This is a genomic window from Actinoplanes sp. NPDC048791, assembly GCF_040650095.1.
Taxonomy (GTDB): Bacteria; Actinomycetota; Actinomycetes; order Mycobacteriales; family Micromonosporaceae; genus Actinoplanes.
The window spans coordinates 1-24,920 of record NZ_JBEZGQ010000017.1 but is presented as its reverse complement, the minus strand read 5'-3'; the positions used below and the strand labels follow the sequence as shown (position 1 = coordinate 24,920).

Here is a 24,920-nt window from a genome sequence, read left to right as displayed (position 1 = left end):
CTGGTTCCCGCCGCGGCGGTGCCGCTGGACACCCCCTCCCCAGAAGTCGCGCACACCCATCCCTGAGCTCAACCGACCACCCCATCGACAGGAGCATCCATGCGTGCGTTGACTGTCCAGCCGGGAACCGCCGGCACCGCCCAGCTAGAGGATCTACCTGATCCATCGCCGCCACACCACCACATGCTCGTGGAAGGGCTGGCCATCGGGGTGTGCGGCACCGACCGCGAGATCACCGCCGGTGACTACGGCTGGGCGCCGCCCGGCCGCGACCGGCTCGTGCTGGGCCACGAATCGCTGGGCCGGGTACGCCAGGCCCCGTCCGGCAGCGATTTCCACGTCGGCGACCTCGTCGTCGGGGTGGTACGCCGGCCCGACCCCGTGCCGTGTGGGGCATGCGCGCACGGCGAGTTCGACATGTGCCGCAACGGCCGTTACACCGAACGCGGCATCAAGGAGCTCGACGGTTACGCGGCGCAACTCTGGACGGTCGAACAGGACTACGCGGTCCGCCTCGATCCGCGACTGGCCGACGTCGGCATGCTGATGGAACCCACCACCGTGGTCGCCAAGGCCTGGGAGCAGGTCGACGCGATCGGCGCCCGCTCCTTCTACGACCCGCAACGGGTACTGGTCACCGGCGCCGGACCGATCGGCCTGCTCGCCGCCATGCTCGGCATCCAGCGTGGCCTGGACGTGCACGTCCTCGACCGGATCACCGCCGGACCGAAGCTCGACGCCGTGACCGCACTGGGTGCCACCTACCACCACGACCCCGTCGATGAGGTCGCCGGCAAGCTGCAACCGGACATCGTCATCGAGGCCACCGGCGCCGGATCGGTGGTCTTCGACGCGATCGCCAACACCGCCGCCTACGGCATCACCTGCCTGACCGGTGTATCCACGCCGGGACGCCGCCTCTCGATCGACGCCGGCGCGCAGAACCGGGAAATCGTACTCGAGAACGACGTGGTCGTCGGCAGCGTGAACGCCAACCTGCGCCACTACCACGCGGCCGCCGACGCCTTGGACCAGGCCGACGTCGACTGGCTGCGGCGGCTGATCACCCGACGGGTGCCGCTGGAGAAGTTCACCGATGCGCTGACCGCCCACCCGGACGACATCAAAGTCGTCCTCACTCTGTCCTGAAAGAGGCGGTGACCATGGCATCGCCCATCGAGGACTACGCCCTCATCGGAGACCTGCACACCGCCGCCCTGGTCGGCCGCGACGGCTCCGTCGACTGGATGTGCCTGCCGCGGTTCGACTCACCGGCCTGCTTCGCGGCCCTTCTCGCCGACTCCGACGCCGGGCACTGGCTGCTCGCACCCACCGGCGCGAGCACGGCGACCCGCCGGCGTTACCGCGGCGACACCCTCGTCCTGGAAACCGAGTGGGACACCGACGGCGGGACAGTCCGCGTGGTCGACTTCATGCCGCTGCGCGGCGAGGCCGCCGACGTCGTACGCATCGTCGAAGGTGTCACCGGGACCGTCACCATGGGCACGCGACTGCGCCTGCGCTTCGACTACGGCAGCATCACCCCGTGGGTTCGCCATGGAGAGCGCGAACACGCGGCCGTCGCCGGCCCGGACGCCGCCTGGCTGCACGCCGACATCGCCCTGGAACACCACGACCGCACCCTCACCGGGCAATTCACCGTTTCCGCCGGTGACCGGGTCGCGTTCGTGCTCACCCACCAGTTGTCGCATCTTCCCCGGCCGGAGCCGGTGCACCCGCACCACGCACTTGCCGCCACCGAACAGTTCTGGCAGGACTGGATCGGCCGTTGTGCCTACGACGGGCCGTACGCCGACGCGGTCCGCCGGTCGCTGATCCTGCTCAAGGCTCTGACCTACGCGCCCACCGGTGGCATCCTCGCTGCCGCCACCACTAGCCTTCCGGAGCAGATCGGCGGAGGCCGCAACTGGGACTACCGCTACTGCTGGCTCCGCGACGCCACGTTTACCCTGCAAGCCCTGCTCGGTACTGGCTACGTCGCCGAAGCCAAGGCCTGGCGTCAATGGCTGCTGCGAGCAGCTGCCGGCGACCCCGCCGACCTGCAGATCATGTACGGCCTCGACGGCACCCGCCGCCTCACCGAATCCATCCTCGACTGGCTGCCCGGCTATGAGAACTCCAGCCCGGTGCGGGTCGGTAACGCCGCCGCCGAGCAATTCCAGCTCGACGTGTGGGGTGAGGTCCTCGACGGCCTGCACCTTGCCCGCGAAGCCGGCATCGCAGCAACCGACGCCGGCTGGGACCTGCAACGCGCCCTGCTCGACTACCTCGAAGGAAACTGGCGCGAACCCGACAACGGGCTGTGGGAGGTCCGTGGCCCACGCCGGCACTTCGTGCACTCCAAGGTCATGGCGTGGGCGGGCCTCGACCGCGCGGTGACCGCCGTCGAACGCCACGGCCTCGACGGACCCGTCGACCGGTGGCGCGCCACCCGCGAGCAGATCCACGCCGAGGTGTGCGCCCAGGGCTTCGACCCGGATCGGAACACCTTCACCCAGTTCTACGGCTCGGACGGCCTCGACGCGGCGCTGCTGCTCATTCCGCGCGTCGGCTTTCTGCCCTACGACGACTCCCGCGTCGTCGGCACCGTCGAGGCAGTCCAAAAACAGTTGTCCACTGACGGATTCCTGCTGCGCTATCAGCCACAGCACGACGACAACGTCGACGGTCTGCCGGGCACCGAAGGCGCCTTCCTGGCGTGCACCTTCTGGCTGGCCGACGCTCTGCACGGCATCGGCCGCACCGGCGAGGCGCGGCAACTGTTCGAGCGGCTCCTCGGGTTGCGCAACGACGTCGGCATGCTCGCCGAGGAATACGACCCGGTGCACCGGCGCCACCTCGGCAACACCCCGCAGGCCTTCAGCCTCGTCGGGCTGGTCAACACCGCCCGGCAGCTGTCGGGTACCAGTACCCGCACCAGCGCTTCACCCGACGAGCAGCACACCACGCCGTCGGCCACCGGCGACTCGAACGCCAACTGATACCACTTCCGGAGGTCTGTGATGACGGCACCCCTGTCCATCGTCAACGAACCAGACGAGGCCGGTAGCATCCGCGTATACCTGGACGGCGAACTGGATATCTCCACGTGCGACGCCGTGGACGCCGTCGTCGCTGACGCTGTAAGTCATGGCGCGCCATCGCAGATGGTCGTCGATCTGAGGGCTTTAAGGTTCTTGGACGCCGCCGGCGTGCAGGCGCTTCTCGACGGGCAGCGGTATGCCCACGCCCGAGGCGTCCGGCTCTGTATAGATCATCCGACGGGTCCTGTGCTCCGCGTGCTGACGATCACCGGCACATTGTCCGCTCTCTGCGACGCTCAGGCGAAGTCCGGGCGCCCAGTAACGGGCGAATGGCGCGGTCACCGATCCGCGGCGATGACGCCGCGGCAGAGGGTCTCGGTAGCGGCGACCACGCCGGGCCTGCCATGCGGGTGATGGTCATCGACTGGGTGGTGATGATCGTCGCCGCGTTGACCAGCTTGACCAGGCTTAGTGGCACCGCTGAGGGGTCACGCCGATGGCAAGCTCGGATCCATCGACTTTCGCGAGCTCATCAGCGGGGCGACCGCTTCACCGGGTACAAGCCCCGCCCACTTCGGCAGCCACGTGGGGCCTGCTGCCCTCGAGAGCTTTGCGCCGCCCCGATCGCCCGGATGAATGCGGTTGCCCGCGTAGTGTTCAGCGGTTCCGGCAGCGTTGGGCCGCTTCGGTGCTGCGGTGCTTTACCGTGCAGTTGCCGTGTCGATACACCGGCCCAGGAGCGGCGGACTGCTTCTTTGAACCGCCACGAAAAGCCGAGGTAAGGGGCCGTTCGATGCCGTGAAACTTGACCGCGCTGACTGGGTTAGCGAGCTGCGACGCGGCGTAAGTCGCTCTGCGTACTGCCTTCGGGACAACTGCTTTCCGGACCGCCCTCTTGGAGGAGCTGATCGGGTTCAATGCCCGACGGACTGTGCGCGGAACAAATAGGCGCGACAGGAATCCCATGGGGCTGAACTTACAGCTCGTTGACTGCAAGTGACGCCCTGCCCCGTCGCCCGTACGGGCATACTTTCACCGCCGTTCGTCGCTCGCCGCCCTTCTCAGCTGTGAACACGCTTATCTGCCGCGGATAACGCTCGGTGGTCGAGCGGCACGGCGCGCCCGTCGGAGACTGTTGGCGCTCAGAGTCGTCGTAGCTTGGAGGGAAACGGCCTTGGCGGGTCGGCCGATCCCAGCCGGTAAGCGTCCGCCGGTCCGGCGGTGCGGTGGGGGAGCAGAGGGGGAGCAGGGTGCCGCTCCCAACTGCCCTGGACTGCGTCTAGCGGCTCTGAGCTGCGGTGAACTGCATTGCGTTTGTGCAGGTCGTGCGCGGACTCGCTGTCAGAGCGTTGCCGACCGTCCGTTTTTTTTACAAGGGAGAGGTCGCTGGTTCGATCCCAGTACCGCCCACATGTTTCCACTGGTCAGGCAGCTGTCCGTCGGCCATTCCGTAGAAGGCTCCCGATGTCTGGGAGCTTTTCTGCTCCCACGGTGAGGACTGTCCGTCGCTTACGCCGTTACGTCGGGAGGTTCTGGCCGGTCATCTGAGCGGGTCGCGGGCAGACTTTTGTCTGTTCGCAGGCCCGCTGACCTACGCTGACACGCTCCGGACTCCTTCCGGGCGGGCTGGCGCGAAGCCGGTCATCTCAGTCGATCGCAGGCGGGTGCCCGGAGGGGTCACCAGTGGCCGCCGTGGTCGAGCCATCGGGTTTGCCGGTGCTCGAGTAGTCGGGCGGTCATGGTTGGTGTGGTGTGGGTGTAGACGCCGCGGATGCCGGGGATGGCGTGGCCGAGCCGGTTGGCTTTGGCTGCTTCAGCGATGTTGTCCTCATCGAGCCAGGTGCGGTGGGTGTGGCGTAGGTCGTGGAAATGCATGCCGGGAATGACGGGCTGCCAGTTTCTTTCTGGGTGGCCGTCGCAGGCTGGGCGCCAGTGGCGGTTGTTGAAGTGGTGCGCCAGAGCCATCGGCCGGTGGGTGCGCAGAAGACGGTGTCGGACGGGTGAGTACGCAGGAGTCGCTCGAGGTCGTCGGCCAGGAACGGCGGGCAGCGCGACGTCACGGACCGCGGCCGGAGTCTTCGGCGCTCCCAGCGTGCGATGGCCGGCTACCTCGTGCAGCGCCCCGACCGTCGCCGATACGTGCAACGTGGCCTGGGGGAGGTGGACGTTAGCCCGGGTGAGGGCAAGCAGTTCGCTGATGCGCATGCCGGTGTAGGCGGCGGTGGTCACGAGTGTGCGGGTGACGGTGTCGGGCATGCGGGCGGCGATCTGCTGGACTTGGCCGGCGGTGGCGAAAGGGTCGCGGCTCCCGTGGGCGGGTGCGCAGGCGGAGTCGGGCGGTCGGGTCGAAGAACACGAGGTGCTCGTCGATGGCCTGGCGTAGCAGCTGGCCGATCAGGGTAACGATGTGGCGCACGCTGGTGTCGGAGAGGTGGGCGGACAGGTCACGGGCGAAGGCTTTGACGTCCTGCCGGCTGATGGCATCGACCCTGTGCTCGCCGAAAGCGGGCAGGATGGGGCTGTGCAGCATGCTCCGGTAGCGGGCCATCGTGGAGTCGGCGGCCAGGTGCGAGGACAGCCACACCTCGGCCCATTGGCTGAGTAGGGGTGCCGGTAGCGGCATGTACCGCTGCCGTGCGGCGCGGGTGGCGTTGTTCAGAAGCGTCGCTTGCTTGAACGCGTCGTCTCGCTCGGCGTGAGTGCTGTCGGTGACGATGTGACCGGAGCGGCGATATCGGACCCGGTAGCAGCCTCCGCGATCTTCCACCCAGGCCATGATTGCCTCCCGATGGCGAACTCTAAGCCCGACCGGGGGACTGGCCGAGAATGATTGTGCGCTGCGGTGTCGCCGAAAGGCGGAGCGTTCCGCTCTCGGCGAAGAAGCCTTGGGACGTCGAACGCACTAGTAATCCAGCCGGGGATCGTGATCACCGCTCGATGAAGGGGCTCGGCGGGTGTAGTGGCTTTTGTGGCTCGGGCTTGGTGGCGGCGTCGGCGGATGCACCAGAGCCGCGCGTTGCTGATTTGCAGTCAGCGGTGGGCGCCGGGCTGGCCCAGTCCGCCCCGTCGGCATGTGATGGGGCGGTCGTGGCGGGCCATCGGTGGTGGGTCAAACGCCGTCGAACTGATCGAGCGTGTCCTGGAGGGTTTTGAGGTCGGCCGCGCAGCCGGCCTGGCTCGGGGTGCCGGCGCGCAGTGACGTCAGTACGGCGTCGATCTCGTCGTCGAGCTGATGCCATCTGCCGGAGTCGCGTGGCTTGAGGCCGGCTTCGGCGTCGTCCCAGCTCACTTCCAGGTCCTTGGCGTGTTTCTTGGCGCCGGCCAGGTCGTTGCCGGCCACCATGGCCTGCAGGTCGGCGGTGATCGTGGCGAAGGTGGTGAGGTTGCCGAGGCGCGTGGTGGGGTGCACCTGCCGGATGACCGGGACGGGTGCGCCTCTGTCGGCGCTGGATGTGGCGACCGGCTTGCCGGCGATCGTGACGGGGTCCGTGCTGCTCGGGCTTGAGTGAAGATTGCTGAGGCCCGCGCCGACGGCCGCGATCAGGATGATGCCGGTGGCGGCCCAGGCGAAGTCGCTGTGGCGGCCGCCGATCGGCCCGTTGCCTTTGACAGCTACGCCGTGCCGGTTGGCGAGGATCTGCTCGCGGGCGACCAGGGCCAGGATGACGGCGAAGAACAGCAGACTGGTGGTGCTCGCACCGAGGTCGAGGCCGCCGAAGTCCTTGGACTGGGTGAGTAGGTCACCCAGTGAGGCGCCGAGCGGGCGGGTGAGGATGTAGGCGATCCAGAAGGTCAGCACCTGTCCGGCGCCGGCCCGGTAGGCGATCCAGGTGAGCAGGATGAGACCGCCGAAGATCAGGGTGCCGTTGCGGAAGCCGAGGCTGAGCGCCTCGGTGGCCAGGTCCCCGGCGGCGGTGCCCAGTGCGAAGGTGGTGAGGATCGCGCCCCAGTAGAAGCCTTCGCGGCGCGGTGTGTCGATCGACGTGATGGCCAGGGTGTGCTCCTGGCGGTACCAGAGGGTGAAGACGGCGGCCAGGACGACCGCGAAGAAGGCGGTGCTCAGGTAGAGGCTGACGCCGAGCGTGTCGGTGAAGAAGTCGGTGACCTGGGTGCCGACGATGCTGACCAGCACCACGCAGAGCCAGTAGATCCAGGGCGTGTACTTGCGGGTCCGGAACTGGATGATCAGCGCCACGGCCAGCACGGCGACCATCAGGGCGTCGGTGACCAGTGGGCCGAGGCCCACGTTGACGGCCAGATAGTCGGCGAAGGTCTCGCCGATGGTCGTCGACAGCACTTTGATGACCCAGAACGTGGCAGTGATCGCCGGAACTTTGGTCAGCCAGTCATGCGTCGTTGTGCCGGCTTTTGTTTCTTACCCATTTGTCCCACTTCCCGTGCCGGGGGTCAACCCCGCGGCGACCTGTTCGAGCAACACGATGACCAGCAAAAGCTGAGACAACGCTGAAGAGGCGAAATACCAGTATTCGCGACATCGCGCCGAAAATGTGCCTCGCGGGAGCAGCTCGCTCCAGGTTGAATGCCGCCATGGCGCAAAGTGGGATCATCGTCGGGCCCGTCTTCGCCGGTGTGCTGGCCGCTCTGGTCCTGATTGCCGCGCTCGCCGCCCGGGTCAGCCGGCTGGGCCTGAGCCGGTCGGTTGTCACGGCCGCGGCCCGCGCCGTCCTGCAGCTCGCCGTCGTCTCGCTATTGATCACCGCCGTGCTGCGATCCTGGTGGGCCACCGCGGGTTTCATCGCGCTGATGCTCGCCGTGGCCACGGGCACCTCCGCACGGCGGGTCAGTACCTTGCGCCTCGGCTGGGCGGTGGCCGCGCCGATCGCGGTAGGCGCGCTGCCGATCGGCGCCGGCATCGTGGCAGCGCACACCATGCCGTGGACCACCATCGCGGTGCTGCCGATCGCCGGCATCCTGATCGGCGGGGCGATGACCGCCACCTCCCTGGCCGGGCGCCGGGCACTCGACGAGCTACGCACCCGCCACGGCGAGTACGAGGCGGCCCTGGCCCTTGGTTTCCTGCCCCGCGAGGCTGCCCTCGAGGTGTGTCGTCCCACTGCCGGGCAGGCACTGTTCCCCGCGCTGGACCAGACCCGCACGGTCGGCCTGGTCACCCTGCCCGGCGCGTTCGTCGGTGTGCTGCTCGGCGGGGGCTCGCCGGTTCAGGCGGGCGCGACCCAGCTGCTCGTGCTGGTCGCGCTGCTGGCGGTCGAGGCGATTGCCGTCGTGATGACCGTGGAGCTCGTGGCGGCGGGTGTCGTGCGGCGGCCCGGCTGAGGCGTTTCAGCGTTCTCTTACCTTCGGCGCGGCAGAGTGACCCGGCTGAGCTACGGAAGGAGCCGGGTGAACTATCACCTGTTCGAGCTGATCAACGATGCGGCGGGCCGGAACGACGGTGTGGACGATCTGATGGAGTTCGCCGCGACCTGGCTGATCTATCCGATGTTCGCCGTCGGGGCAGTCCTGGCCGGTATGCGGCTGTATCAGCGGCGGCTGCGGCCGGTCATCGAGTTGGGCGTCACGTTGTTCCTGGCGTTCGGCGCCGGCACGATCCTCGCGCATGTCAGCACCGAGGTGCGCCCGTTCCAGACCCACGCCGTCCACCAGCTGGTCGCCCACGAACCGGGAGTGTCGCTGCCCAGTGACCACGCCACCGCGGCCTTCGCACTGGCCGTCGGCGTCGGTTTGTTCCTGCACCGCGGTTGGGGTCTGGTCCTGGCGGCGGCCGCTCTCATCGTGGGCTTCTCACGGGTGTGGGTGGGAGTGCACTACCCGGGCGACATCGCGGCCGCGGTCCTCATCGCCGTCGTCGCCGGCTTGACGGTGGTCGTCAGCCGGCACGCGCGACGGTCCCTGGAGCCGGCCCCGCCGGACGGGCTGACCATGCCGAAAAGGTGATACCTGCCGCCCGGCCGACGCGACCGGGCGCGTCCTGCAACGCGGGCATGCTGTACCTACGCTGAGGCCATCATGGGTGTCTTGACCAAATCACGCCGGCGGGTCGTGCGCCGTCTCGGGATCGTGGCGATCGTCATGGCGTTGATCGTGGCCGGCTATGTCTCATACGTTGCCGTCCGCCATGTCAGGCCCGTCGCGCTCCCGGTCGCATCCGGGCCGTATCTGGTGGGACGTTCGCGGGTGGAGTGGACCGACCCGGCTCGCGTCGACCCGCTCGCACCCACCGCCGGCGAGCCGCGTCGGTTGGCCGTCTGGTTGTGGTACCCGGCTGTCGCGGGCGGCGACATGCGCCCCGCGCCGTACACGCCGGGACCCTGGGTGCAACTGCATCTTGCCGCTCCGGTGGGCTGGGCCGAGTCCGACTTCACCGCGATCCGCACCGGCGCGTACGAATATGCGCCCGTGGCCCCCGGGCGATTCCCCATCGTGGTACTGGAACCCGGAATGGGCTTTTCCGCCCCGCAGTACTCGGTGCTCGCTGAAAGCCTCGCGGGGCACGGCTTCATGGTCGCCGCGGTCACTCCCACCTACAGCGCCAACCTGACCGTGCTCGGCGGCAGGATCGTCGGTGCCGAGAAGGCCGGCAATCCACCGCAGCTGGGCAGCCACTCCGGAGAACCCGGCGCGCAAGCCGACCGGCTCGTCGGGATATGGGCGGCCGACGCCCACTTCGTTGCCGCCGAAGTTGCGGCGCTTGATCGCGGCGGGGCCCTCGCGGGTCACATCGACGCCACCCGGGTGGCCTACATCGGTCATTCCTTCGGTGGGGCCGCGGCACTGGAAGCGTGCCGCAGTGATCCGGCCTGCGCCGGTGCGGTCGACATGGACGGCACCCAGTTCGGTCCCGTCGCCCGGAAGGGTCTGCACTCACCGACGCTGGTTCTGGGTCATGAGAATTCCTGCGTGACCGGCGGGTGCACCCCGTCCGGCCCGGACGACCGAGACGACCTCGCGGTGGCACAGTCGTTGATCGCCGCGAGCAGCGGCCCGGTATGGGCGTTCACCATCGACGGCACCGCGCACTTCGACTTCACCGACTACGCCGCCTACTACCTGGCGACGCCGCTGCGCCGATTCCTCGCGCTGGGCTCGCTCGACGGGCGGCGAGCGCTCACCATCACCAGCTCCCTGGTGACGACGTTCCTCGACCAGGCGATGCTCGGCCACAAATCCGCAGCGCTGAATACCAGCAAAAGCCCCTATCCCGAGGTACGCGTCACTCATCTACCGCGCTGACGGACGACGGTCACCGTTTCCCGCACAGGTCACGAAACATTTGTCCGACAGGATGTAGGTGGTAAAGGTAGCCTTACCTATAGTGGGTGGGTGACTCGAGGAACCCCCGCGGCCGTCCGGCCGCCCCGGATGACCGGCGATGCCCGCCCTCCGGGCCAGGTCGTGACCCTTGCTCAGCTGGCACCCGGCTGCCGTGCCCTGCTCACGGGCTTCGCTGTGGCCGCGCCGCCGTCGATCGTGCGGCGCCTGGAAGACCTCGGCTTCGCGGCGGGCACGGAGGTGGAGGTCGCACGCCGGGCACCGCTGCGAGACCCGCTGATCTACCGGGTGAGGGACTACGACATCTGCCTACGCCGCGCGGAGGCGGCTTACCTGCTGGTCCGCGAGATCCGCCGATGAGTGCCCAATGCCACGACGCCGACGGCGGGGGAGGCGGCGTTGACGTCACGACGCCGCGGATCGCCCTGGCCGGCAGCCCGAACGCCGGAAAGACCAGCGTCTTCAACGCGCTGACCGGGCTGCGCGCCAAGACCGGGAACTATCCCGGGGTGACCGTGTCCCGCTTCATCGGCACGAGCCGGATCGCCGGCGACGATTATCTGATCGAGGATCTGCCGGGCACCTACAGCCTCGAGCCGATCAGCCCGGACGAGCAGATCATGGTCGACGTGCTGGACGGCCGGATCGACGGGGAGCGGCGCCCGGACGCCGTGCTGGCCGTGGTCGACGCCACCACGTTGCGGCGGTCGCTGAGGTTTGTCGCGCAGGTGCTCGGCCGCGGCCTGCCGACCGCGGTGGTGGTGACGTTCACCGATGAGCTGACCGCGCGGCAGGGCAGCCTGGACGTGGAGGCGTTCGAGGAGGCGCTCGGCGTGCCCGTGATCCGGGTGGTCGGCAACCGCGGGCAGGGCATCGACCGGTTGCGCGAGGTGATCATCGGATGGCGTTCGTGGTCGGCGCCGGTCCTCGCGCCGCCGGCCGACCGCGCCGAGTTGGACGCCTGGGTGACGTCCGTGCTCGCCTTCGCCGGTTACCGGTCACCCGGGCGGCACACGGTGACCCAGCGGGTCGATGCGGTGCTGCTGCACCCGGTGGCCGGCACGATCGTCTTCATCGCCGTCATGGTGCTGTTCTTCCAGACGGTGTTCACGCTGGCCGCGCCCTTGCAGGGATACGTGGAGACGTTTTTCGGATGGTTGTCCGGCTTGGTTTCCACGCACGTCGCCAACCCGTGGTTGGCCGGTCTGCTCGGCGACGCCATCATCGGCGGGGTCGGCTCGGTCGTGGTCTTCGTCCCGCAGATCATGCTGCTGTTCCTGCTGATCGCCTTCCTCGAGGGCGTCGGCTACATGTCCCGGGCGGCGTTCCTGATGGATCGCGTGATGGCCCGGGCCGGGCTGGAAGGGCGGGCTTTTGTCTCCCTGCTGTCGTCGTTCGCCTGCGCGATCCCCGGCATCATGGCGACCCGCTCCCTGCCGTCGGCCAAGGACCGTCTCGCCACGATGATGGCCGCGCCGCTGATCACCTGCTCGGCCCGCCTGCCGGTGTACGTGTTGATGATCGGCCTGCTGGTGGACCCGTCGGCGCACGTCGGGCCGCTCGGCCTGCAAGGTCTGATCATGTTCGGCATGTACCTGCTCGGTGCCGTGTCGGCCATGCTCGCCGCCTGGGCTTTCAAGAAGATCGGCGGGCGCCGCGGCACGACGATGCCGTTCTACATGGAGATGCCGCCCTACCGGCTGCCCACCCTGCGGTCCGTGCTGATCGCCATGTGGGAGTCGGCGCGGACCTTCGTCCGCAAGTGCTCGACCATCATCGCGGCCACCACCGTCGCGTTGTGGTTGCTGCTGAACCTGCCCCTGCACGGCGACGCCGACCTGCGCGCGCACGGCGTCGACCCGGCCAACGACACCGCGGTCTCCGCGTATGTCGCCGACCACAGCTACGCTGCGGGACTCGGTCGTCTGGTCTCGCCGGTGTTCGACCCGCTCGGCTTCGACTGGCGGATCAACATCGGCGTGCTGTCCGCCCAGTCCGCCCGCGAGACCTTCGTCGCCACCCTGGGCCAGGTCGCCGCCGCTGAGGACCCCGAACATCCGGCACAGGCGTTGCGCGCCATGACTCATCCTGACGGGCCGCGCGCCGGGCAGCCCGTCTTCACCGCGCCCACCATCGCGGCGCTGCTGGTCTACTTCGCGTTCGCCCTGCAGTGCATGGCCACCGTCGGCATCCTGCGACGGGAGACCGGTGGCTGGAAATGGCCTCTCGTGGCCTTCACCTACCTGACCACACTGGCCTGGCTGATGGCGTTCCTCGCCAGAACGGTCACCGCGCTGGTCACCGGGAGCGGCTGATGATCCCCATCCACCCTCAGCCCTGCGCGGGACGGCCGGACCGGCTGCGCTGGATCACACCGGCGGGGGTGCTGCCTTTCACCGGCGTACCCGCGACCGTGCCGGAGCCGGTGGCCGCCCTGCTTGCCGAGGGCGTGCTCGCCGACATCCAGGTGGAGACGGCCGCGGTCGTGACCACCCTGTCGACTGGCCGGTCCTGGGCGGGCGACGGCTCGCGGGTTCGTTCTGCCCTGCACGCGGCCCTCGACCACCCGGCTGGCTGGGCCGCCGGCGATGCTGGCGGCGACACCGCCGACGAACCTCTGCGGGCTGCAACCGAGGCGCTGCTCACCGGCGCCGTCGGCGACCTCGCACTCTCGCACGGTGGCAGCATCCAGTTGCTCGAGGTCCGCGATGGAGTTGTCACGGTGCGCATGAAGGGTGCTTGTCACGGCTGCCCGGCGGCGCAGGTCACGCTGCGGCAGCGACTCGAGGACCAGCTACGGCGCCGTTGCCCGGATGTCCGCGCGGTTGTCGACGCCGGTTAGTGGGGCCGGGCGGCGGGATGCTGACGCCGGATGGCCAGGATCGCGACGACGGCCGCGAGCAGGACGGCGGAGGCGGCGTACCGATCCAGGGCGAGGCCCCCTTTGGCGAGGGGTTTGTCGAGGAAGTCGCCGACCACGGCGCCCAGCGGCCGGGTCAGGACGAACGCCGCCCAGAACAGCAGTGTGTGCGACAGACGGGTCCAGCGGTACGCCGCGGCGATGACCGCCAGCAGGGCGGTGAACAGCAGCGCGCCGCCGGTGTACTCGAGGCCGATCGTGTCGGCCGTCCAGTCGCCCAGGGCGGTGCCCAGCGTCTGTGAGAACAGAATGGTCAGCCAGTAGAACCCTTCGGTGCGTGGTGTCTGAACACTGGTCACCGCGATCGTGCCGGTCGCCCGGTACCACAAGCCGAAGGAGGCGAGCAGGCAGATGATCAGAATGGTGGTGCCGCCCGGGTAACCGACGCCCAGGTCCCGGTCGACGTAGTCGGCGATCGTGGTGCCCAGCGTCGTGGTCGCGATGATGGTGAACCAGTAGACCCACTGGTTGAATCGCGCCGCTCGGACCTGCAGGACGACTGCGGCCAGGAAGACGATCGCGAAGATGAAGGTGCTGGTGAGGTAGCCCAGGCCCATCGACATGGACAGCGAATCGCCGCCGGTCTCGCCGAGCGTGGTGGCGAGGATCTTCACCACCCAGAAGCCGACGGTGATGGCCGGCACCTTGGCGACGAAGTCGCGTAGTCGTTCGGTCGCCTCGTCAGCTGAAGGCAGATCTATCTGCGGATTTCCGAAGGGCAGGTGTGGCTGGGGCATGAGCGGACTCCGTTCCGACCGTGTATCGACCAGGACAAAACACCACCAGATGGTACACCTACGACTTGTAGGACTTGGGTGGTTGTCCGTGGTCGGGCGGCGCGGGGAAGGCATCACCTCACGGCTGCACCAACAGCCTGACCGCTGTGCAAGTTCCGATCGCCCTGGTGTTGGTGGGACCGGTGGTGTGGTTCCCGCTACGGTCGCGCACTCGCGGCTGAGGCAGTGCGGCCATTGCGACCAGGCGAGTCCGGTCCGACGAGATGAACGACGGCAGCGGGTCCTCAGCTGATCGCGAGGACGTCCGTACCCGGGTGTGCGGGTTGCTGTTCCAGCCAGTCGGTGAGGACCGCGGCGGGCATCGGCCGGGCGTAGTGAAAACCCTGGGCGAGGTCGCATCCGAGTTGGCGGAGAGCCGCGACGTGGGCGGCGGTTTCGACGCCTTCGGCGACCACGGTGAGGCCCAGGTTGTGGCCGAGGTCGACGGCGCCGCGGACCAGGGCGGCGTCGTTGGCGTTGCTGTCCATGGCGAAGACGAAGCTTCTGTCGATCTTCAGCTCGTCGATCGGCAGGCGTCTGAGGTAGGACAGGGATGAGTATCCGGTGCCGAAGTCGTCGATGGACAGGCTGATTCCGAGGCCGTGCAGCCGGTTCAGGGTGGTGAGCGCGAGGGCGGGATTGGCCATCACGGCGGTTTCAGTGACTTCGAGGCGGAGCAGCGTGGCCGGCAGGTCGACCTCGTGGAGCAGCCCGGTGATCTGCTCGACCAGCTGGGGGTCGAGCAGGCAGCGGGGGGAGAGGTTGACCGCGATAGCGGTGGGCCGGTCGGCGTCGAGCCAGGCCCGTCCCTGCTTGACGGCGTGGCGCAGCACGTGGAGGGTGAGCCGGTTGATCAGGCCGGTGGTCTCGGCGATCGGGATGAACTCGGCCGGTGAGACTGCTCCGCGTACGGGATGCTGCCACCGCAGCAGTGCCTCCGCCCCGCAGGCCGCGCCCGACCGCAGATCGATTTTGGGTTGGTAGTGCAGCTCGAGTTGGTCGGTGGCGTCCAGCGCGCGGCGCAAGTCGCCGAGTAATTGCAGGCGGGCGGTGTCCCCGCTGTGCATGTCGGGGGCGTACAGGACCGCCCCGGTCTTGGCTTCCTTGGCCGCATACCGGGCGATCTCCGCGTGCCTCAGCAGCGCGCCCGTGGCCCCCGGTCCGGTCGAGGCGGCCGCACCGATACTGGTCTCCACGTCGACGCTGATGCCGCCGACGACGAAACTGCGGTGGAGCTCGTCGGTCAGCCGGCCGGCCAGGGCGAGCGCCTCGTCCGCGCCGGTGGCCGGCAGCAGGACGGCGAACTCGTCGGCGGAGAGCCGGGCCACCGTGTCGCCGGTCCGGACGGTGGCCTCAACCCGCTGGGCGACCTGCCGTAGGAGGTCGTCGCCGTGGGTGTGGCCGAGCGCGTCGTTGACTTCCTTGAACCGGTCCAGGTCGAGGGTCAGGACCGCGACGTCGCCGCCGGCGCCGGGGAGGTCGGCCAGCCGTTCGGCGAGCAGCACCCGGTTGCCCGAACCGGTCAGGTCGTCGTGCAGAGCCCGGCGCCGGCTCTCGGCGGACTGCCGCAGCAGCGCGCGCTGGTAGCCGACGGTGACAGCGGTGAAGACGGCGAGCAGTGCGAGCCCCACCGCGAAACCGGCGACGGTGGTGACGAAGACGACGCTCTCCACCCGGTGCAGGTCGCGCAGGGTCTGTTGCGCCGCGCGCGCATGGGCGTCGGTGGCCGCCTGGACCACGTCACTGATGCGGGTGAAGGTGGGATCGACCTCGTTGTTGTCGATGAGCAGGGCGGTGGCCGGATCGCCGGCGTCCACCGCGGTGAACATCCGGGAAATGGCGGTCACATAGTCCCCGTGCATCGACTCCAGCGAGGCCACCCGCATACGGTCATCGCTGGTTCCCCGCAGAGAGACGTCGTTGAGTGCCTGGTGCAGGTCGGCGCCGGCCTGGCGGTGACGCTCACGAACGTCTGGGCCGGGTTCGAGGCGGTATTTGCGTTCGAGCGATTCCTCGGCGGCCACGGCGTTGTAGGCACGGTTGTAGGCCTCGGCGAGCATCGCTGACCGGCCCGCGGTCTGCGCCGAACCCCGGGTGCGGGCGGCGCCGAGCACGCTGAGGGCTGTCAGAGCGAGCAGCACGACGGCGAGACCGACCGCCGCGGCGCGGCGGACCCGCTGTGACCGACCCACTCCGGTTACCTCCCAAGGCTGTGCTGCGTTCGCAGACTATGGGGTCACATCGGCGTGGTGATCGACGATCTGAGGTCTCTGCGCTGTGGAATCAGCTGCCCGCGGTTCAGCCGCCGTCGGTGGCGAGGCGGTAGCCGGCGCCGCGGACGGTCTCGATCGCGGTGCGCCCGAACGGGTGGTCGATCTTCTTGCGCAGGTAGCCGATGTAAACCTCGACGATGTTGGGGTCGCCGGTGAAGTGAGCGTCCCACACGTTCTCCAGGATGGCGGTTTTGGTCATCGCCTGCCCGCGATGGCGCAGTAGGAACTCGAGCATCGCGAACTCGCGCGGGGTGACGGCGATCGACGCGTCACCGCGGGCGACTCGCCGGGCCGAAGGGTCGAGAGTCAGGTCCCCGGCCCGCAGCACCGCCGGACGTTCGGGTGCGCCGCGCCGTACCAGGGCGCGCAGCCGGGCGATCAGCACGACGAACGAGAACGGTTTGATCAGATAGTCATCGGCGCCGAGATCGAACGCGTCGGCCTGGTCGTACTCGCCGTCCTTGGCGGTCAGCATGAGGACCGGCGTCCAGATGCCGCGCTCGCGTAGCCGGCGGCAGATCTCGTAGCCGTTCAGACCGGGCAGCATGATGTCCAGCACCAGCACGTCGTAAACGCCGTGGGGTGTTTCCGTCGCGCTCCAGAGTCCGTCGACGCCGTTGCGGGCGAGATCGACCGTGAACCCTTCGGCGGCGAGCCCGTCGCGGATCGTTTCGGCCAGTTCCACTTCGTCCTCGACCACCAGCACCCGCATGTCGACCCCCTTGTCCCCGGTCAGCGTGAACCATCGTGGCTGAAGACGCGCTGAACACGCTGATCAAGCCGCGTGCTGCGGGGGCTTTCAGCCGGTACTCAGCACCCGGGTCGTTACGGTGAGGTCATGCGGAAGGTGGCGGTGGTCCGGCGCTTCAAACGCAGGCTGGGCGTCCGGCTGCGCTCCGCCCTGGCCGCGGCGGTGGTGGTGGTCGTCGCGTCACTGCTGGCCGGCGGCGTCTTGTTGATCACCGCGCGCGCGGTGCTGGTGGACAACGTCACCTCTACCGCCACCGACCGGGCCGGCCAGGTGGTCGCCGTGCTGCAGGGCGGCGAGGGCGATCTGAGCGCGTTGCTACGCCCGTCGGCGCGCGAACGCACAGTCGTACAGGTCGTCGACGACTCAGGCCGGGTGGCGGCGGCGTCGGACGCGCTCGCCGGGCAGGCGCCGATCTCCGCGCTGCGGCCCGGCGCCGGCCGGCGTGTCTCTGAACAGCGACGCCTGGCGTTCGTCCACGACGAACCGTTTCAGATCGTGGCGGTGGGGGTGAGCACCCGTGACGGTGTGCGGACCGTGCTGGTCGGCGAGTCGCTCGACACCGTCGACGACGGCACCGAGGCGGTCATCGCGGCGTTGCTGGTCGGGCTGCCGCTGCTCGCGATCCTGGTGGGAGCTGCAACGTTCTACTTCGTCGGGCGCACGCTGCACCCGGTCGAGAACATGCGGGCGCAGGCGGCGTCGATCACTTCCCGGAATCTGCACGCGCGCCTGCCGGTTCCCGCCGCGGACGACGAGATAGCCGCGTTGGCTTCGACGATGAACACGATGTTGGACCGCATCGAGTCCGCGTCCGCGGCGCAGCGCCGCTTCGTGGCAGACGCCAGTCACGAGCTGCGCAGCCCGCTGGCCACGGTGCAGGCCAACGCCGACCTGCTGGACGGCGCCGATCTCGATGCGGCACCGGCCCGGTCGGTGGCCCGGATCCGGCGCGAGAGTGCCCGGATGGCCCGGCTGGTCGAGGACTTGTTGCTGCTGGCCCGCGTCGACGACCACCGCTTGCAGGTGCGTCGCGAGGACGTCGACCTGGACGACCTGGCCTATGCCGAACGCGAGCGGATCGTCCTGGAGCATCCTGGGCTGGCCGTCGACGCGGCCATCGAGCCGGTGCGGGTGGTGGGTGATCCTGATGCGCTGCATCGGGTGTTGCGCAATCTCGTCGACAACGCGGCGCGGCACGCCGCCGGGTCGGTGCAGCTGGCGGTACGGGCGGTGGACGGCGTCGCGGAAGTGGTCGTCGGTAACGACGGCCCGCCGATCGGGCCCGCCGACCGCGAGCGGATCTTCGACCGGTTCGTCCGCCTCGACGACAGCCGTTCGCGGGCAGGTGGTGGAACCGGGCTGGGTCTGCCCATCGCCCGGGACATCGTCACGGCCCATGGTGGCGTGCTCCTGGTGGACGATCTCGATGTCGGCGCCGCCATGCGCATCAGGTTGTCGCTGCGGGACGGGCCCTGCAACAACGCCAACGACAAATCGTCAGCGGCGCCGGCGTCGGTCGTCGACTCGACGGAGCACAAGCGCCACCGCTGATCAGTGCCGCGCTCTCGAGGGCGGTCTCCAAGCCGGTCTGCGGCAGCGCCGCAAACGTGCTGATCCGCGCGCTGTGGCTCGCGAGATCACTTCACCGACCCGGCGGTGACCGGTGAAGGGCCGATCACAGGTTCGGTGCCCTAGCCTCAGCGCGAGCTACGGCTTCTCCTACGGGTTGTAGGTTTAAGGTTTCTTTTCACGGGAACGTGTGAACGCTCAGGTCAGCTGTCTGTCGATGTGAAAGGGCATGTCACCGATGCCTTCGTTCCTGGACCCGCAATGGCTGATCTCCACGTTCGGGCTGATCGGCATCCTGCTCCTGGTCTTCGCCGAGTCCGGGCTGCTCATCGGCTTCTTCCTGCCCGGCGACTCCCTGCTGTTCACCGCGGGTCTGCTGTTGGCCGACGGCACCTACCTGCACCAGCCGTTGTGGCTGATGTGCCTGCTGGTGTCGGTCGCCGCGGTGCTGGGCGATCAGTTCGGTTACCTGTTCGGCCGAAGGTTCGGGCCCGCGCTGTTCCGCCGCCCGAACTCCAAGCTGTTCAAGCAGCAGAATCTGACCCGCGCCCAACGATTCTTCGAGCGCTACGGGGCACGGTCGATCGTGTTGGCGCGGTTCGTGCCGATCGTGCGTACCTTCACGCCGATCGTGGCGGGCGCGAGCCGCATGCACTACCGGACCTTCTTGATCTACAACGTGCTGGGCGGCACGTTGTGGGGCTGCGGCGTCACGATCCTCGGGTTCTTCCTCGGGCAGGACAGCTTCGTGCGGTCCAACATCGAACTCATCCTGATCGCGATCGTCGTTGTCTCTGTCGCCCCGATCGCCGTCGAGCTGCTACGGGCCCGCCGTCGTTCGCGCCGGGCGGAGGCGGAACTCCACTGACCCTTCCGGCGTGTCAGTACAGGAATCGGGCGGATACCTACAAGATGTAGGAGTTAGGGAGAAAGCGGCGAGATCAGGGGACTGTCATGACGTGGACCAGACGAACGGGCGCGGCCGTCGCCGCCGCCCTGTTGCTCGGCGGTATGGCCACGGCCGACAACCCCGACCCCTCCGTTGCGGTGGCCTCCGTCAGTGCCGTCACCAGGCCGGATCACGTGGTGATCGTGATGTTGGAGAACAAGCGGTACGACGCAGTCATCGGTGACAAGAAGGTGCCGTGGGTCAACACGCTGGCCGCGAGCGGTGCGAACTTCACCCGGTTCTACGCCGAGACGCATCCCAGCCAGCCGAACTATCTCGCGCTGTTCTCCGGCTCGACCCAAGGGGTACGGGACAACAACTGCCCGCACAACCTCGGCGCGCGCCCCAACCTGGGCCGTCAGCTGATCGATGCCGGCTACCGCTTCACGGGCTACTCCGAAGGCCTGCCCCGGGCCGGTTGGCACGGATGTGCGCACGGCCGATATGTGCGACGGCACGTCCCCTGGGTGAACTTCAGCAACGTCCCCGCGAGCGCGCACCAGCCGTACACGGCCTTTCCGCGCGACTACCGCAAGCTGCCGACGGTGGCGTTCGTCATCCCGGACCTCTGCCACGACATGCACGACTGCCCCAAAGCGGAGGCCGACGCCTGGCTGAAAAAGGAGTTCGCACCGTACGTCGCTTGGGCGAGCACCCACAACAGCCTGTTCATTCTCACCTTCGACGAGGACAACCGCACGGGCGGCAACCACATCGCCACGATCATGGCCGGCGCCGGAGTGCGGCCGGGCCGGTATCCGGCTCGTGTCGACCACTACGGGCTGTTGCGAACTCTGCAGGAGATGTACGGCCTGCGACCGACCGGTTTCGCCACCCGTGCGGCGGCAGTGCGCGGCGTTTGGGCAAGTCGCTGATCGTGCGCTCAGAGCCAGGCGCGGGCCAGCGCGACGAACTCGGTCGTCGCTACGGCGGAAGCGGCCAGGCAGCCGGCGGCGAGCAGGCCAGGACCCAGCAGACGGCGGCGGCGCGGAGTGGGGGAGGGCTCCACGAGGGCTCGGACCCGATGGACGACGGTTCCGCCGTGCATGCCGAGTCCGGGCACCGGTTCCGTGTCGATCGTCGCCAGGGCGGCTCGGGCGACGGCCTTCGCGGTCAGGCCACGGTCGTCGACGGCCGCAGCCGCGTCCTCGTCGGCCCATCGCTCGACCAGGTAAGCCACCGCCGCCCGGACCGGGATCAGCAGGGGATTCATCGCGGCCGCGGCGGCGGTCAGGGCGACGAGACGATGGTGGCCACGGGCGAGGTGGGCGCGCTCGTGGGCGAACAGGACCCGCCGTTCGTCGGTGTCGAGCAGCCGCAGCATGCCGCTGGTCACCAGCAGATGTCCCGGCCGACCCGGGACCGCCACGGCCAGCGGGGCTGACCAGTCGGCCACCACCAAGCCGTCATGCGGGCTGCCGGCGGCCCGCAAGCGGCGGTGTGTGCTGGTGCGCATCCGGACGTCACGGATGAGCCGCAGGCCGCCCCAGGCCAGTAGCGCGGCGGCGAGCAGCGCAACCGGGCCCGGTACCGGTTCGGGCAGCTCCACACCGGGAAGGTTGTCCAGAGCGGCGAGTGGCGGTACGTCATCGAGCAGGGTCAGTGCCAGCAGGGTCAGTGACCACGTCGAGCACAGCGCCGTGATGAGGCCGAACCCGGTCAGTCCACGAGCGAGCAGTCCGGGTGCGCCCCGGCCGGCGAGCCGGCCGGCGCTCAGAGTCAGCGGCAACGCCAGCAGCAGCGGCAGATAGATCGCGACGTTCACGGTCGGCCGGAATCCGTGTCGGTGAGTAGCTTACGCAGCGTGGCCGCGTCGTCGTCATCCAGCGATGCGGCGAACTGCTGCAGGACGGCATGCCGGTCCGGCAGGCCCGCGAGTGCGGCCCGCATCCGCCCCGCAGCCGCGGTGGCGGCGTCCTCAACCGGCCAGTACACGTGCCCGCGACCGGCCCTGCGCCGCTGCACGAGCTTCTTCTCGTGCAGCCGGATCAAGATCGTCTGCACAGTGTTGTAGGCGAGGTCGCCGCCGATCGCGCTCTGCACGTCGGCTGTCGTCAACGGCTCACCGCGGCTCCAGAGCAACCCCATGACCTCGGACTCCAACGAGCCCGGGGCACGCCTACCCTCTGCTGCGCTCACCATTTCGTCAACCTCACGAGGCTCAGGATAGCCCGCGTCGCCGTCCCCGGGTTCAGTAAACCTACAGGGTGTAGGGGATACCGTCGGCGGGTGACCCTCCGTCTGTTCGAACACCGCCGGGCCGACCGAATCGCACTCATGGTCGCCGGCCTGGCGGCACTGGCCTTCGTTGTGCTGATGTTGGTCGTGCTGAGCCGCCCGGGCATGTTGCAGCACCTCGACACGGCCGTCAATGGCCGAGCCCACCGGTTCGGCCTGCAGCATCCGCTCTGGCTGTCGACGATGTCCGCCATCACCCGAACCGGCAGCACGACATATCTCGCCCCGGCAGCCTCGGTGGCCTGTCTCGCGCTGCTGCGGTGGCGCGAGTGGCGGCAGGCGGCCTTCGTCGCCGTGGCCGCCCTGGTCACTGTCGGGCTCCGTCTGCTGATCGTGGTCAACGTGGCTCGCCCGCGGCCGGCCGGCTGGCTCACCTCGGCGTCCGGCTGGTCCTTCCCCTCGGGGCACAGCACCGCCGCAGCAGCCGCCGCCGCAATCGCGGTCATCGTCGGATGGCCACTGCTGCGCCGGCGGCGGGACCGACTGGTGCTGGCCGGCGTGACGGGTGCCTGGGCAATCGCTGTCGGGGTCAGCCGGGTAGCGCTGGGCGTGCACTGGCCCAGTGACGTTCTGGGCGCCTGGCTGCTGGTCGCAGCGGTCGTCCCGCCGATCGCCGTCGGTGTCGGGGCCTTCCCGGCTCGGCGGGACGGCAAGCGCTGAGGTTGACCCGGGAGTACGTCAGCCGGCAGGCCGTAGTCACCCGCCTGGTCGTAACATTGCTCGGCCCCGGCTGTCTGCGTGTCAGCTCCAGCTGCGGCCGCTCCATGATCGGCCGGTCCAGGTGCCCGCGGACCACGAACGCCCGGTCCAGACGCCTGCTGACCAGGAGCGTCCGGTCCACGTGCTGCCAGACCGGGAGCGTCCGGTCCACATGTTTGAGGACCATGTCGCTGTTGCCCAAGTCCTGGTCGCCCAAGAGGTACCGGTGAAGCCGGGGCCGACCCAGGCGGTGCCGTTCCACGTGCCGCCGGTCCACGCCTTGCCGCTCTTGGCATTGGAAGCCCAGATGGCGGCCGCCCAGGGCTTGCCGAAGATGTCCTTCTCTCCGAGCAGGGCGATGCCGGTGACGGAGTCGGTGACGTAGCTGGCGCCCCGGGCGCCTTGCAGCGTGCCGAGCCCGGTCGCGGAAGCAAATTTCTGCTTGGCCTTGTCGCTCGGTGCGGCCAGCGCAGCAGCTTCGGCGATGTCGAGCTGGCCGGCGCCGGTGGAGACAGGGTCGGCGCCCGGCAGCGGGTCGGCTGTCTGGACGAGCAGTCCCTTGACCTCGTCGGGAGTGAGCTTGGGCCGTTGCTGCAGCAGCAAGGCCACGGAGCCGGAGATCACGGCCGCGGCCTGGGAGGTGCCGCTACCGCGGAAGAAACGGGGCTGACCGGTCGCGTCGGTTACGCGGGCACCCGGATAGTTGCTGTCGATGAACGAGTTTCTCCCAACTCTCCCGGTCGCCGGCACCTTCATCGATGAAAGCGCTGGAGAACGAGGCGTAGACGAAGTCCGGCTCGGCCTCGAGGAGCTTCTCCTTCGACGGGTACTCCTTGGCCAGTACCGGGATCTTGCCGTAGGCGGCGGCGTATTGCGACAGGATCGCGTCGTCGAGGTAGGCGGTGCCGATCATCCGGTCCTGCAAGCCCAGGGCCAGCATGATCTCGGTGGCGGGCTGGTTCATCGTGACCGCTCGGGCCGGCGGCTTGGTGACGGTCAGGGGTGCACCGCAGTTGGCGAGCGTGACCGGTCCGGTCGACGCGGACGGGGCGGTATCGGGTTCGTCCGCGGTGGCGGAGCAGCCCGCGAGCAGGACGATCAGGACGGACAACGGCGCGGCAGCGCGCCAGGACACAGGGGACCGAAGAGCGCGCACGCGCATGGGGACCGCCTTCCAGCACCTCGTGGAGGGGTCGTTCGGTGCCGTGGCCGGTCTCCTGGCTGACGGGATGTGCGTCTGCGGCCGGCCTTCCCGAGCTGGCGCTCAGTGACCTCGCGAACGACGAGGGCCGCAGATCTCCCGATCACAGTGGCGAGGGCCGCACCGGTTTCACACCGGCTTCCCGAACACCACGGCAGCGCCACCCTAGCCGCCGTGGGTGGAGTTGACCACGGTGATGAACGCCTCTCGACCGCTGAGCCCGGTGCCTTATTGCAAGTTCTATGCAACTGCGTCAGCATGGCGGTAGCAGTTTCCGATCGCGCCAGAAGCCTTCGCCGGCCGGTGATACCGGCCTGCCCAGACCCTGGGAGTCAACCCCTGTGATGGTCCGATCGCAGCCTCTCGCGCGCTGTCTCGCAGCCGCGGCCACCGGCGTCCTGTTGCTGGCCGCCTGCTCCTCGACGCCGGCCGCGCCGGGATCATCGGCGGCGAACGCAGCCTTCGTGGTGGCGACCGCCGGCGAGCCGGACACGCTGAACCCGGTGCTGAACTACGGCGTCGACGGCGCGTCACTGATCTTCGACGGTCTCGTCGCCCGGGACGCCGGCAACGCGCTGGTCCCGGCTTTGGCGGCCGAACTGCCCACCGTCTCTGCGGACGGCAGGACGGTCACGGCGACGTTGCGCTCCGGGGTGACCTTTCACGACGGCACCCCGCTCACCGCGGCGGACGTCGTGTTCACCTACCAGGCCGTACTGGATCCGAAGGTCGACTCGACGCTGCGCTCGGACCTGGACATGCTCACCGCGGTCACCGCACCGGACCCGGCCACCGTCGTGTTCACCCTCAAGTACGCCTACGCGCCGTTCCTGCAGCGACTGACCCTGGGCATCGTGCCCGCCAAGGCACTCAGCGGGCAGGACATCAACAAGGCTGCCTTCAACCGGCAGCCCGTCGGGACCGGACCGTACAAGGTGGAGTCGTGGACCGCCGGTGACCGTCTCGTGCTCGCCGCGAACGACACCTACTGGGGCGGCCGACCCGCCAACCGTAAACTCGTCGTCGCGTTCGTCGCCGACGACAATGTCCGGGCGCAGCGGATGCGCTCGGGCGAGTTCGACGCGGCCGAACTGGCTCCCAAGCTCGCCGCCGGCTTCGACAACGCCGCCGGCTACACGGTGCAGCGGGTGCCGACAGCTGACTACCGCGGGGTGATGCTGCCGCTGAACAACCCGGTCACCGGAGACCTCGCCGTCCGCAAGGCCCTCGCCGTGGGTGTGGACCGCGC

24 protein-coding genes and 1 riboswitch are annotated in these 24,920 nt (G+C 68.9%); of the genes, 14 read left to right on the top strand and 10 right to left on the bottom strand.

Going from position 1 to position 24,920, the window contains the following annotated elements; genetic code table 11:
• The first annotated feature begins 99 nt into the window (after positions 1-99).
• The 3 genes from AB0C29_RS03195 to AB0C29_RS03185 are packed head-to-tail and all read left to right on the top strand — an operon-like array spanning position 100 to position 3,458.
• On the top strand, positions 100-1,149 hold the full coding sequence (locus tag AB0C29_RS03195; protein ID WP_360814459.1) for a glucose 1-dehydrogenase: 1,050 nt from the start codon (positions 100-102) through the stop codon (positions 1,147-1,149).
• Between the two features lie 14 nt (positions 1,150-1,163).
• Positions 1,164-3,002: a glycoside hydrolase family 15 protein gene (locus AB0C29_RS03190; RefSeq protein ID WP_360814457.1), complete on the top strand. Its 1,839-nt coding sequence runs from the start codon at positions 1,164-1,166 to the stop codon at positions 3,000-3,002.
• A gap of 21 nt (positions 3,003-3,023) precedes the next feature.
• Complete coding sequence (locus tag AB0C29_RS03185) at positions 3,024-3,458, top strand: STAS domain-containing protein (RefSeq protein ID WP_360814455.1); 435 nt, start codon at positions 3,024-3,026, stop codon at positions 3,456-3,458.
• Between the two features lie 1,263 nt (positions 3,459-4,721).
• Here AB0C29_RS03185 and AB0C29_RS03180 read toward each other — a convergent pair.
• From AB0C29_RS03180 to AB0C29_RS03170, 3 genes are all read right to left on the bottom strand, one after another.
• Complete coding sequence (locus tag AB0C29_RS03180) at positions 4,722-5,009, bottom strand: hypothetical protein (RefSeq protein WP_360814453.1); 288 nt, start codon at positions 5,007-5,009, stop codon at positions 4,722-4,724.
• Positions 5,010-5,211: 202 nt separating this feature from the next.
• Entirely contained in the window at positions 5,212-5,820 is a 609-nt protein-coding gene (locus AB0C29_RS03175; protein ID WP_360814451.1) for a phage integrase central domain-containing protein, read from the bottom strand.
• Between the two features lie 333 nt (positions 5,821-6,153).
• The gene (locus AB0C29_RS03170; RefSeq protein WP_360814461.1) at positions 6,154-7,368 is read right to left on the bottom strand and encodes a hypothetical protein; all 1,215 of its coding nucleotides are present in this window, start codon (positions 7,366-7,368) and stop codon (positions 6,154-6,156) included.
• Between the two features lie 224 nt (positions 7,369-7,592).
• Between AB0C29_RS03170 and AB0C29_RS03165 the strand changes: the two genes are divergently transcribed.
• The 6 genes from AB0C29_RS03165 to AB0C29_RS03140 all read left to right on the top strand — a co-directional run bounded on the left by AB0C29_RS03165 (position 7,593) and on the right by AB0C29_RS03140 (position 13,137).
• On the top strand, positions 7,593-8,339 hold the full coding sequence (locus tag AB0C29_RS03165) for an ABC transporter permease (protein ID WP_360814449.1): 747 nt from the start codon (positions 7,593-7,595) through the stop codon (positions 8,337-8,339).
• A gap of 66 nt (positions 8,340-8,405) precedes the next feature.
• Positions 8,406-8,960 carry a phosphatase PAP2 family protein gene (locus AB0C29_RS03160; RefSeq protein ID WP_360814447.1) on the top strand — a complete coding sequence of 185 codons (555 nt, stop codon included), beginning with the start codon at positions 8,406-8,408 and terminating at the stop codon, positions 8,958-8,960.
• An 81-nt stretch (positions 8,961-9,041) separates the two neighbouring features.
• Positions 9,042-10,256 carry a hypothetical protein gene (locus AB0C29_RS03155; RefSeq protein ID WP_360814445.1) on the top strand — a complete coding sequence of 405 codons (1,215 nt, stop codon included), beginning with the start codon at positions 9,042-9,044 and terminating at the stop codon, positions 10,254-10,256.
• A 90-nt stretch (positions 10,257-10,346) separates the two neighbouring features.
• On the top strand, positions 10,347-10,655 hold the full coding sequence (locus tag AB0C29_RS03150) for a FeoA family protein (protein ID WP_360814443.1): 309 nt from the start codon (positions 10,347-10,349) through the stop codon (positions 10,653-10,655).
• On the top strand, positions 10,652-12,610 hold the full coding sequence (locus AB0C29_RS03145; RefSeq protein ID WP_360814441.1) for a ferrous iron transporter B: 1,959 nt from the start codon (positions 10,652-10,654) through the stop codon (positions 12,608-12,610). Before AB0C29_RS03150 ends, AB0C29_RS03145 begins: the two co-directional genes overlap by 4 nt.
• Positions 12,610-13,137: a NifU family protein gene (locus tag AB0C29_RS03140; RefSeq protein ID WP_360814439.1), complete on the top strand. Its 528-nt coding sequence runs from the start codon at positions 12,610-12,612 to the stop codon at positions 13,135-13,137. The genes AB0C29_RS03145 and AB0C29_RS03140 overlap by 1 nt, the downstream gene beginning before the upstream one ends.
• Here AB0C29_RS03140 and AB0C29_RS03135 read toward each other — a convergent pair.
• From AB0C29_RS03135 to AB0C29_RS03125, 3 genes are all read right to left on the bottom strand, one after another.
• Positions 13,134-13,952 (bottom strand): hypothetical protein, encoded by an 819-nt coding sequence (locus tag AB0C29_RS03135; protein WP_360814437.1) that lies wholly within the window; start codon positions 13,950-13,952, stop codon positions 13,134-13,136. The two genes, AB0C29_RS03140 and AB0C29_RS03135, sit on opposite strands and share 4 nt — an antisense overlap.
• A 284-nt stretch (positions 13,953-14,236) precedes the next feature.
• The gene (locus AB0C29_RS03130) at positions 14,237-16,183 is read right to left on the bottom strand and encodes a bifunctional diguanylate cyclase/phosphodiesterase (protein ID WP_360814435.1); all 1,947 of its coding nucleotides are present in this window, start codon (positions 16,181-16,183) and stop codon (positions 14,237-14,239) included.
• A 106-nt stretch (positions 16,184-16,289) separates the two neighbouring features.
• Positions 16,290-16,976 (bottom strand): response regulator transcription factor, encoded by a 687-nt coding sequence (locus tag AB0C29_RS03125; protein WP_360814433.1) that lies wholly within the window; start codon positions 16,974-16,976, stop codon positions 16,290-16,292.
• A gap of 126 nt (positions 16,977-17,102) precedes the next feature.
• On the opposite strand from AB0C29_RS03125, the gene AB0C29_RS03120 reads away from it, so the two are divergent.
• The 3 genes from AB0C29_RS03120 to AB0C29_RS03110 all read left to right on the top strand — a co-directional run bounded on the left by AB0C29_RS03120 (position 17,103) and on the right by AB0C29_RS03110 (position 20,408).
• Complete coding sequence (locus AB0C29_RS03120; RefSeq protein ID WP_360814431.1) at positions 17,103-18,566, top strand: ATP-binding protein; 1,464 nt, start codon at positions 17,103-17,105, stop codon at positions 18,564-18,566.
• A gap of 256 nt (positions 18,567-18,822) precedes the next feature.
• Complete coding sequence (locus AB0C29_RS03115; protein WP_360814429.1) at positions 18,823-19,452, top strand: VTT domain-containing protein; 630 nt, start codon at positions 18,823-18,825, stop codon at positions 19,450-19,452.
• An 86-nt stretch (positions 19,453-19,538) separates the two neighbouring features.
• On the top strand, positions 19,539-20,408 hold the full coding sequence (locus AB0C29_RS03110; protein ID WP_360814427.1) for an alkaline phosphatase family protein: 870 nt from the start codon (positions 19,539-19,541) through the stop codon (positions 20,406-20,408).
• Positions 20,409-20,416: 8 nt separating this feature from the next.
• Here AB0C29_RS03110 and AB0C29_RS03105 read toward each other — a convergent pair whose 3' ends face one another.
• Both AB0C29_RS03105 and AB0C29_RS03100 read right to left on the bottom strand, forming a co-directional pair.
• Positions 20,417-21,298: a M48 family metalloprotease gene (locus tag AB0C29_RS03105; RefSeq protein ID WP_360814425.1), complete on the bottom strand. Its 882-nt coding sequence runs from the start codon at positions 21,296-21,298 to the stop codon at positions 20,417-20,419.
• Positions 21,295-21,675: a BlaI/MecI/CopY family transcriptional regulator gene (locus AB0C29_RS03100; RefSeq protein WP_360814423.1), complete on the bottom strand. Its 381-nt coding sequence runs from the start codon at positions 21,673-21,675 to the stop codon at positions 21,295-21,297. Before AB0C29_RS03100 ends, AB0C29_RS03105 begins: the two co-directional genes overlap by 4 nt.
• An 87-nt stretch (positions 21,676-21,762) precedes the next feature.
• Here AB0C29_RS03100 and AB0C29_RS03095 point away from each other — a divergent pair, with 87 nt between their 5' ends.
• Positions 21,763-22,431, top strand: a complete 669-nt coding sequence (locus tag AB0C29_RS03095; RefSeq protein WP_360814421.1) for a phosphatase PAP2 family protein — start codon at positions 21,763-21,765, stop codon at positions 22,429-22,431.
• Positions 22,432-22,512: 81 nt separating this feature from the next.
• On the opposite strand, the gene AB0C29_RS03090 is transcribed toward AB0C29_RS03095, so the two are convergent.
• Both AB0C29_RS03090 and AB0C29_RS03085 read right to left on the bottom strand, forming a co-directional pair.
• Positions 22,513-23,226, bottom strand: a complete 714-nt coding sequence (locus tag AB0C29_RS03090) for a S8 family serine peptidase (protein WP_360814419.1) — start codon at positions 23,224-23,226, stop codon at positions 22,513-22,515.
• Positions 23,117-23,605 carry a hypothetical protein gene (locus AB0C29_RS03085; protein WP_360814417.1) on the bottom strand — a complete coding sequence of 163 codons (489 nt, stop codon included), beginning with the start codon at positions 23,603-23,605 and terminating at the stop codon, positions 23,117-23,119. Before AB0C29_RS03085 ends, AB0C29_RS03090 begins: the two co-directional genes overlap by 110 nt.
• 54 nt (positions 23,606-23,659) lie before the next feature.
• Positions 23,660-23,840, bottom strand: a riboswitch (cobalamin riboswitch).
• Positions 23,841-24,015: 175 nt separating this feature from the next.
• Between AB0C29_RS03085 and AB0C29_RS03080 the strand changes: the two genes are divergently transcribed.
• On the top strand, positions 24,016-24,920 hold a 905-nt coding region (locus tag AB0C29_RS03080; protein ID WP_360814415.1), incomplete at its 3' end, for an ABC transporter substrate-binding protein.